Origin of the sequence: Staphylococcus sp. HMSC034G07 (genome assembly GCF_001835975.1) — a bacterium.
GTDB lineage: Bacteria > Bacillota > Bacilli > Staphylococcales > Staphylococcaceae > Staphylococcus > Staphylococcus ureilyticus.
On sequence record NZ_KV826607.1, the window covers coordinates 1 to 10,380 of the forward strand.

At 32.4% G+C, this 10,380-nt stretch carries 7 protein-coding genes; 4 read left to right on the forward strand and 3 right to left on the reverse strand.

Annotated features, from left to right (window positions below; all coding sequences use genetic code 11):
* The coding region (locus tag HMPREF2586_RS05380; RefSeq protein ID WP_070812667.1) for an Ig-like domain-containing protein at positions 1–4,919 on the reverse strand (4,919 nt) is incomplete at its 3' end.
* Positions 4,920–5,294: 375 nt separating this feature from the next.
* Here HMPREF2586_RS05380 and HMPREF2586_RS05385 point away from each other — a divergent pair.
* Complete coding sequence (locus tag HMPREF2586_RS05385; RefSeq protein ID WP_070658259.1) at positions 5,295–5,708, forward strand: DUF2871 domain-containing protein; 414 nt, start codon at positions 5,295–5,297, stop codon at positions 5,706–5,708.
* A gap of 65 nt (positions 5,709–5,773) precedes the next feature.
* On the opposite strand, the gene HMPREF2586_RS05390 is transcribed toward HMPREF2586_RS05385, so the two are convergent.
* On the reverse strand, positions 5,774–6,514 hold the full coding sequence (locus HMPREF2586_RS05390) for a sulfite exporter TauE/SafE family protein (protein ID WP_046206959.1): 741 nt from the start codon (positions 6,512–6,514) through the stop codon (positions 5,774–5,776).
* Positions 6,515–6,884: 370 nt separating this feature from the next.
* Between HMPREF2586_RS05390 and HMPREF2586_RS05395 the strand changes: the two genes are divergently transcribed.
* From HMPREF2586_RS05395 to HMPREF2586_RS05405, 3 genes are read left to right on the forward strand one after another with little or no spacing between them, the layout of a single operon-like run.
* Entirely contained in the window at positions 6,885–7,811 is a 927-nt protein-coding gene (locus HMPREF2586_RS05395; protein WP_070658261.1) for a VOC family protein, read from the forward strand.
* A 12-nt stretch (positions 7,812–7,823) separates the two neighbouring features.
* Entirely contained in the window at positions 7,824–8,885 is a 1,062-nt protein-coding gene (locus HMPREF2586_RS05400) for an LLM class flavin-dependent oxidoreductase (RefSeq protein ID WP_064210014.1), read from the forward strand.
* A 12-nt stretch (positions 8,886–8,897) separates the two neighbouring features.
* Positions 8,898–9,464 (forward strand): NADPH-dependent FMN reductase, encoded by a 567-nt coding sequence (locus tag HMPREF2586_RS05405; RefSeq protein WP_046206956.1) that lies wholly within the window; start codon positions 8,898–8,900, stop codon positions 9,462–9,464.
* A 198-nt stretch (positions 9,465–9,662) separates the two neighbouring features.
* Here the strand turns inward: HMPREF2586_RS05405 and HMPREF2586_RS05410 are convergent.
* Positions 9,663–10,380 (reverse strand): GA-like domain-containing protein (locus HMPREF2586_RS05410; protein ID WP_176745328.1); only part of this gene is annotated, 718 nt, incomplete at its 5' end.

A 10,380-nucleotide genomic window follows, 5' to 3' on the forward strand; every position in this document is an offset into this window, starting at 1 on the left:
GTCGCTTCTTCTGATTTGTTGCCATCTTTATCTGCCGCTGTTACGACAATATTTTCTCCGCCTTTTAGGTCAATATTTGTTGGAATTTCGATTGTGTAGTTGCCTTCACTGTCTGCAGTACCTGTTGCTGTTTTACCATCTGGGAATGTCACTGTAACCGTTGATCCTGGTTCGGCAGTGCCACCAATTGTTGTATCTTCGCTTGTTACTTCTTTCACCGTTGGTGCTGCAGGTGCTGTTATGTCTTTCACTGTTGTTGTTATAGAATCTGAGATATTTCCATTACCATCCATCGCTGATATTAATAGTTCTTCGTCACCTTTTAAATCTATTTTTTCAGGAATAGTAATTGTATATTCACCTTGGTTATTTGCTTTACTTTCTACTGTAGTACCATCTGGGAACGTTACGGTAACTGTTGAACCTGGCTCTGATATGCCACTGATTGTTGTGTCTTCACTTGTTACTTCTTTCACTGTTGGTGCCTCTGGCGCTGTTGCATCAACTACTATTGTTGAAGCTTCTGTTGATTTATTATTAGATTTATCTTGTGCTATCGCTTGAATCTCTTCGCCACCAATTAAATCAATAGCATCTGGAATATCTACGCTAAAGTTACCGTGTTCATCCGCTACTACATCAACCGTGATATTACCAGGGAATGTGATTGTGACTGTTGAATTAGGTTCTGAACTTCCCACAATTTGTGCGTCTTCACTTGATACTCTATTTATTTTAGGTGCATCCGGTGCTGTCTTATCTATAACAATCGTTGAAGTTGGATTTGAAATATTTCCTATTTTATCTGTTGCTGTTACTTGTAGTTCTTCTCCACCTTCTAATTTAGTACCAGACGTAATATCTATTGTGTAATTACCTTGGCCATCAGCTGTTCCTATTGCCGTTGTGCCATCTGGGAACGTCACTGTAACCGTTGAGCCTGGTTCGGCAGTGCCACCGATTGTTGTATCTTCGCTTGTTACTTCTTTTACCGTCGGTGCATCTGGTGCTGTTGTATCTTTAACCGTTGTTTTAACTGGTTCTGTTTCATTACCAGCATCGTCTGTAGATGTAACTTGTATTTCTTCGCCGCCTTCTAAACTAACTTCATTCGGAATTGCTATTGTATAATTTCCTGTTTCATCTGTTGCACCAGTAGCTGTTTCACCATTTGGAAATTTGATTGTTATTGTAGAATTTGGTTCTGCTGTCCCACTAATATTTTTATCTTGGCTAGTTACACTGTTAACCGTTGGTGGTGCAGGTGCTGTTGCATCTGTTACTGTTGTTGATCCAGCATGAGAAACATTACCAGCACTATCTTTTGATGTAGCACTGATCGTTTCTTTACCTTGTAACCCTTCATTTTCTGGGATAGTTACAGTGAAATTCCCATCTTGATCAGCTTTAGTTTCCACAACTTTGCCACTTGGGAATGTCACACTAACTGTCGAATTTGCTTCTGCTGTGCCTTTAACCTCTGTACTTACACTTGTCACATGGCTTATTTGTGGTGCATCTGGCGCTGTTGCATCTATGACTTGAGTGCTACCTTTTTGAGAAACGTTACCTGCTTTGTCCTTCGACGTAGCTACTATCGTTTCCCCACCTTGTAATCCTTCGTTTTCTGGAATATCTACTGTGAAGTTTCCATCTTGATCTGCTACTGCATCTACAACTTCGCCACTCGGGAATGTCACACTAACTGTTGAATTTGCTTCTGCTTGCCCATTCAATTGCTTACTATTACTATTGACGTCATTTAATGTAGGAGCATCTGGAGCTGTTATGTCTGTTACTATACGCGTCGCAACAGGTGATTCATTACCTGCTTTATCTGTTGCTATTGCTTTAAATACTTCTCCACCTTGAAGAGTAACACCACTTGGTATATCTACTGTATATTTACCTTGACTGTCAGCTGATACTGAAACTTTACCGCCACCTGAGAAAGCAACAGTTACTGTTGAATTAGGTTCTGCTGTACCAGTTACTTGTGTGGCTTTACTTGTTATTGGATTTATCACTGGTGCGTCTGGTGCTGTCGCATCTGTTACTGTAATTTGATCTGAAACTTCACTTGTTTTTCCACCTTTACTAGCTGTTGCAGTTAAAATAGTTCCAGCTTTCAATGGTTGATTCAATGTTAAAGAGGCAGCTGAACCATCATTGGGAATTTGAACTTTTCCAATTTCAACATTGTTATTATCTTTAACCGTAACAGTTGCACCCGCTGCACCATTAACTTTAATTACTGTATCATTGTCATCAACTGGATTAATTGATGGTGTTGGTACCTTGGAAATATCAATAACTTCGAATGTATTCACTTCATCATTTTCATAATTAGGTGAATCGATTGCGATAGTGTAGGTGCCCTCAGGTGATTGTGGTATAGATACTGAGAAAGTGCCATCAGGATTGACTGTTGATGTACCAATGACTTTTCCAGTTGCATCTAACACTTTTGCAGTTTGAGTTGCTGCACCTTCTTTTAATGGAACTGACCCAGTTACAACTCTAGCCTCATTTGTAATATCGGCCGCATCAGGTTTACCTACTAATGGTGACGTTTTATAATTGATGACTTCATCACCGTCATTTTTACCATCTCCATCTGTATCTTCGTTTTCAGGATCTGAAAGTGATACTTGTCGTTCATATCGATCTAGTAAACCATCTTTATCATAATCTTGTAGTGCTAAAGTTGAAGTCCCTAACGTATTATTTATTAAAAGATTATTACTATCAGTTAAATAACCTGCGAAAGTAAAATCTTCTTTTTGTTTTGTTGTTTCTCGAATAAGATTACCTTCAGAATCATATTCTGCATCTTTAGTTAATATATTATTTACACTTTGATTTAATTTAATTACAATACGAACGCCTACTGTTTCAGGTAAAGAATTGTTAAACTCGATTAATTTATTTAAGTCATTACTAGTAATTGTGCCATTACCGATACTATCAAGCTGTAAATCAGCTACTTTGTCTCCAGCATGATAGGTCTTGTCAAAACCCGAAAGACCTTTGTAGTCATATGTGTGTAGTTCTACTCCTTCAATATAAGGTAATAAATCTTTATCTATTTGATAGTTATATGACCATTGTTTTCCTTTAACTTTAGAATATGCGAAAATACCATTTTTCATTATTTGTTGATCAATCAGTATTCCTCCGTGTTTTCCCACAGAACCATCATATGTAGCAGAGCCGCTACTTGCTTTAAATGCATTACTATTTTCTGGAGAAAGGTTATTTTCTAATTGACTTAAATCTTTGTCAGCTGTAGTTAAGAAATAACCGCTACTTTCAGAAGTCTTAACAATTTTATTAGATAGTGAATCTCTAACAAACATTTGATAATTCAACTTATTATTACTTAATTCTCCAGATGCATTCAAAATGTTACCCACTGTATCATCTAATTCTATTTTACCGTTAGTCGCTGTATACTGTGATAATATTTCAGCGCCTCCGAACAAACCATCATTTGCTCTGATAAAATTAATTTCCCAAGTATTAGTGAAATCACCGTTTTCATCTTTTAATCTTATAAATTCAACAGGGGTATTTCTACCACTAGGATTAGCAGATATTTTTGTGACATGACTTGCTATTTTCGGATCCAATTTCAAATCAATTTTATAGCGATCCCCTGAATTTGAGCCTGACATGTAACTATGAATATCAAAAGGAATGACATTACTATCTAAGGCCTTTTGTGAATCTAATTTTCCTGAATCAAAAATCAATGATGCAAATGTATAGTTGTCCATATAGCCAAGTGATTTTTCAACTTTTTCATTTTGTTCTACTGCTGCTCGTAATGCAGTTGGCGTAGCCATTGAACGCAACAATGTACGTTTGGGAGTGGCTAACGTTTTCGCTTTATCTTGTTCATTCGAAAGTTGAATAATTGAAGCCTTTAAAATTTCAATATTTATTGCTTCATCAGTTGTATTTTTATAATCAATATCAGTGTTTTCTAAAATTGCTTTAGTGTCTTCTTTTGAAAGTTGACTATTTAAATAATCTTCAACTGCCTTTTGTTTATTCTCTGTTTCTGACAGTTGTTTTGTTAATTTTGATTGTGTGTGATTACTCGTTTCAAGATTTTTCGTCATTTCTGTAGTTTTTTCATCATCAGAAGATGGTTCAGTTGATGGTTGTTTATCATTTTGCCCATCTAAATTTTCTGTTCTAGTGCCTTCTTTTGTATTATTAGAAGTGTCAGGATTTTTTTCTAGTGATTTTTCAGTTGGCGCTTCATTGCTAGATACATCTGTATCTTTTGTTGTTTCTGTTGACGTCTCATTTGTTGAATCTTTTACTTTATTGTTATCCGTTGTTGTTTCATTACTTTCAGTTGATCTTTCTTGATCAGATTCTTCTTTGTTCGTACTATCTTCATCTAAATGTAAAGTATCACTGTTTTCATCTTGTTTTGTTTCAGATGTATCTGCTTTTTCTGTTGTTTGTTTATTCAAAACCTCATTTGTAGATTCATTCTCGTTTGTAGACTCATTAGTGTTATTATATTCTTCTTGTTGACCTAAGGTTGCGTCGTTATTATCTGGCTCTTTTTGATCCTTACTTAGATCATTATCAGTTTCTTCTTTTTGTAATTCATTTTTAGAATTTTCTGTCTTTTCTTCAGTAACATTGTTTTCACTGCGACTTAACGTTGTGTCATTTTCTTCTACACTTTTTATGTCTTGCACATCAAGTGCTTCACCTTTATCTGAATCATTAGCCTTATTATCATTCGTAATTGAGTCTAATTCAGCAGCTTTTGCTTCACTACTTACTCCAAATACAAGTGTCGCCCCAATCAATAATGATGCTGTTCCAACTGTAAACTTTCTAATAGAGTATTTATTTAACCTATTAGGTAAAAATCCTTGTTTGTTTTTCATCTTTTCCCACCTCAAAATAAACTTTATCACAATTTAATTCTACTCAATTAATTCGAAAAATCAAGATATTTCTTAAAGGTAAGTTATTAATATGAAAAAATGTCGCAAATTACAGTTGTTCGCCATTTTAAATTTATATGTTTTAGCATGCCACAATCAAGATATTTTCAATATTGTTAATTTCTATATAGTTTCAGAAATTCTGTTTTACGAACAATTTTCTCCATTAAGCATGATAAAAAAATTGTTTTAAATTGTAAAATTAATTAAACAATGAAATGCCATACAAAAATAAAGAAGTTTTCAATCGTTCATATAGAGTTCACAATCTTACCTTATATTTAAATTAAACATTCATTACAGGAGGTCGTTAAAATGAAAAAATTAATGTTCAGTTCAGCATTTTATACATTATTAGGCATGCTAAGTGGTTTATTTTATAGAGAGATGTCAAAAGCAGAAAACTTTAGTGGTTATTCGCAATTAAATGTAACACATACACATTTACTTGTTTTAGGTACAATTATGTTTTTAATATTTATGGTGATAGAACATCAATTAAAACTTACTCAACACCCCACTTTATTTAACTATTTCTTTTATGTCTATCATATCGGTGTATTATTAACGGTTGCTATGCAATTTGTTAATGGTATAGCAACTATGGAAGGTTTTGAAGTGAGCCCTGCTATTGCTGGTATTTCAGGATTAGGTCACATTGCTATTTCTATCGCTTTCATTTTATTCTTTGTATTATTAAATAAAAGTATTAATGTCAATTCTAAATAAACGTAGATATAATTAAAGGTCGAATCACATTTCTAAACATAGAAATCGATTCGACCTTTTGACTTTCATATTAACAATAGTAAAAAACCTAAAATTATAATAAACAAGTAAATCCATTTTTCAAAATTATGATAAGTCGTATGGTTTATAAGATACTTTCCAACAACAACTGAAATAATCAAACAAGGTATGCTCAATAAAAATAATGATACCGTTTGACTGGTCCATATTCCTCCAGATGCTTGACCGATCACTACGAATATCGCTGTAATTAAAAAATGGGCTTGTATTGTACTTCTAAAATCTTTAATATGCCAAGGCGCCATTGTGCCATAAATGACAACTGGTACACCATGTGAATTATACAAACTTCCTAATACACCTGAAATCATACCTGTTAGGCTTGGCCATATGTTAGATTTTAATATGATATTATATCTATTTTTAAAAAAGGTAATTTTTCCAAACGCATATATACCATATAATATTAAAAATAACCCAAGCATAATTTGTATAAATGAAGTTGCAATATGCTGTAAAATCAAAATACCAAGTGGAACACCTAATAAACTCCCCAACAACATTAATAATAGTACTTTAATTTTTATATTTCTATAATCTAAAAATATATTTAAACTCGCTACTGTTAGTCCAGCCAACCCCACCAGTGAAATAGATGTATGTAGGTTTAATCCTATCAATGCTAAAAGTGGCATACTCACGAGTGCTTCCCCAAAACCAAAATATGTTCTGACTAATCCACCTAAAAATATAGAAATCAAAATGTAAACTAAAAATAAATCCATGCTTTAACTCCTGATTCAATGCGTCATCAATAACAGCCATATCTCTTCTATTAATATTATGTTACTTATTAATTTATTTTGTTAACACTTACTAACGCTTATAATAATAACATTTCATAAACTATCAAATTGATTATATCAAACTTTCATTATAATATTTTAAAAATCAGAGCACGCTTTATTCTACTATCATTCATAAACGCTCAAACTTGCTTTTTTTCTATAAAGGAAATATATTATACAAAACTAGTATATTTTTTATACCGTTAGTGTTTAATCTACACGATAGTGGTTATGAGTATTGAGAAGTTTTATTACTATCATACTTAAAACACAAGCAACTAGAAAGTTTATTACGAGGAGGTATTATATGAATATCGTTGGTCACCATCACATTTCAATGTATACAAAAAACGCTCAAAAAAACAAAGATTTTTATAATCAAATTTTAGGACTAAGACTGGTTGAAAAGTCAGTTAACCAAGACAATCCTAAAATGTACCATTTGTTTTTTGGAGATGAAATTGGTTCGGCTGGGACACTATTAAGTTTTTTTGAAATACCACTTTTAGGAAAAAACCGTCCAGGAACTGATTCTATATATCGCTTATCATTACTTATACCTGACGAAAGTGCTTTGAATTTTTTTAAAGAAAGATTAAGTCAATTCAATATTACATGGACACCGTTAGTTTATTTAAATCAGCCTGCCATTACCTTTAAAGATATAGATGGTTTGGAGATCATTTTATTAGTTAATGACAATTATTATACACCGAATGCTTGGAGAAAAAATCCATATACTGAGATACCTGAGCAATACCAAATTTTAGGAATGGGTCCTGTAGAACTAAGAGTTAAAAATGCTCAATCTACACTCGATTTTTTAAAAAATAGCTTATCATATACACTTAGAAGTGATTTAAACGAAACCGTGATGACTTTAGATCATAACGGATTATATACTGATTTTGTTATTGTAGAACAACAAGGTGAACGTGCTCGACCTGGCCAAGGTTATGTGCACCATATTGCTGTTAATACACCAAAAGATAGTGATTTAAATTCAATTCATAAAATAATAGAGCAACAACCTGAAAATAACTCAGGAATTATAGACCGATATTTTTTCAAATCTTTATATTTTAGACAAAACCGTATTTTATACGAATTTGCCACGGATGAACCTGGGTTTACAGTAGATACAAAAATAGAAGATTTGGGTAAACATTTAAATTTACCAGACTTTATGGAACCACAACGTACAGAAATTGAAAATAATCTACATGAATTATAGAAAGGTGATTATATGGCACAGTTAAAAATGAATGAAAATACTCCATTAGAATTTGGACTCTACTCATTGGGTGACCATTTATTAAATCCACATAATGGAGAAAAAGTGAGTTATGAACAAAGAATTAATGAACTTATTGAAGCTAGTCAATTAGCTGAACAGGCTGGTATTGATGTATTTGGTATCGGTGAAAGCCATCAAGAACATTTTACAACACAAGCACATACAGTAGTTTTAGGTGCCGTAGCACAAGCCACTAAAACAATAAAAATTTCCAGTTCTTCTAGTATTATAAGTGCTGCAGATCCTGTAAGGGTATTTGAAGATTTTGCTACTTTAGACTTAATTTCACATGGCCGAGCTGAAATTGTAGCAGGTCGTGCTTCACGAACAGGTATATTTGATTTATTTGGATTAGATTTGAATAATTATGATGAACTTTATGAAGAAAAACTTAATTTATTAATGGAATTAAATAAAACAGATAAAATTACTTGGTCAGGCAAATTCAGACCTGATTTAAATAATATGAAGATTTTCCCACGTCCAATTGACGACACATTACCTATTTGGCGTGCAGTCGGAGGACCTCCAGCAAGTGCTATCAAAGCAGGTAGGCAAGGAATACCAATGATGATTACAACACTTGGTGGTCCAGCAATGACTTTTCAAGATTCTATAGAACAGTACAGATTAGCTGCAAAAGAAAATGGTTATGATAATTCACCTGAATCTTTACCAGTATCAACAGCAAGTTTATTTTATACTGCTGACACTACTCAAGATGCTTTAAAAGAATTCTACCCGCATCTAAATGTTGGAATGTCATTTATCAGAGGTGCAGGTTATCCAAAACAACAATTTGCAAAGGCCCCTGACTATAGAGATGCCTTAATGGTTGGTAGCCCACAACAAATCATTGAAAAAATTCTATATCAACATGAGTTATATAATCACCAACGATTTATGGCACAAATTGATTTTGGCGGTGTTCCATTTAATAAAATCATGAAAAATATAGACCTTATAGGCAATGAAATTATTCCAACAGTAAAAAAACATTTAAGAAAGTAGGTCAATGATACTATGAATATTGTATTACTATCTGGCTCTAGCGTTGGTTCAAAAACGCGTACTGCTATGACATATTTGAATCAAGCACTTATGAATCAAGATGATACACACCATATTAATTTTATTGATTTAAAAGAATTAGAACTAGTGTTTAGTGATGGCAGAAATTATTTAGATTACAATGGCGATACATTATATCTTACGCAAACTTTGATGAATGCTGATGTCATTTTTATTGGATTCCCAATTTTCCAAGCTTCTATTCCCGGTACATTAAAAAATGTATTTGATTTACTACCAGTTAATGCATTTAAAGATAAAATAGTAAGTATACTTGCAACTGCAGGATCGCCAAAACATTATCTCATCCCAGAAACACAACTAAAACCAATATTAGGTTATATGAAGGCACATATTATGCAAACTTATGTATTTATAGAAGAACGCGATTTTTCAAATAATGAGATTGTAAACGATGATATTTTATTTAGGATAGATGATTTAGTTTCATCTACATTACGTACTTCAAAAGCATATGCACAAGTTTTGAAAGAAGAAGAAGATCAATATGATTTCTAATTAATGATCATCAATATATTAAAATTCACGGTTACTATGTTTTAAGACTTATTTTGTTTACATGATTAGGAACAAAATAAGTCTTTTTTAATTACTATATACCATTAATTTTATTAAAAAAGCACTTTGGAGACTAGACTTTTAATCTAATCATTCCAAAGTGCTTATAAATCCAATGAAACTTTTTAAATTTTAAACTTAATGTTCTGTGTTTTTATCACTTTTTAAGTATCTTCTATAAACAATCATTAATCCTAAAATTCCAAATAGAATTTCGAATGCATAAGGGTTATTTTTGTCTAATCCACTATACGGTAAATTCATATTGAAATTATTTTCTTTGTTTGGATTTACAAACAATTTTTTGTTTAATCTTTCAAGATTGTGGTGATTATTTTGAACATTAAATTGACGTGAATGCATGTCTAGCGACTTATTATTTTTAGTCGCTTTTTCGTCATTTTCAAAATGACTTGAATTATATTTGTCATTTATTTTATCCATACCTAATGACTGTTTCTTATCTGATATACCATTACTTTCTATATCTTTTACTTTTGATAGCATTTCAGATGTGACTTTATCTAAGTTAGTCTGTAATTCAGCAATATTTGATGTACCGTTTGGCAAGTTACTTATTTTTTCTTTTGCAATACTTCTTAATGAATCTAATTTTTCAATTAGTTTGTCTAAGTCAGCTTGTTCACTTGGCGTAATCAAACCATCTTTTCTAATTTCTTTTATTTTATTAATCACTTTTGTTTGTGCTGCTTTAGCATCAGCAATTGCTTTTTTAGCTTCCGATACTTGTTTTGTATCTTGAACACCATTACTATCTTCGTCGTTCACTCTTGGTGATGTCACTGATGGAATTTCATTTAATTTTCTTTGTAACTCTGCTTTTCCTGCTGTGCCG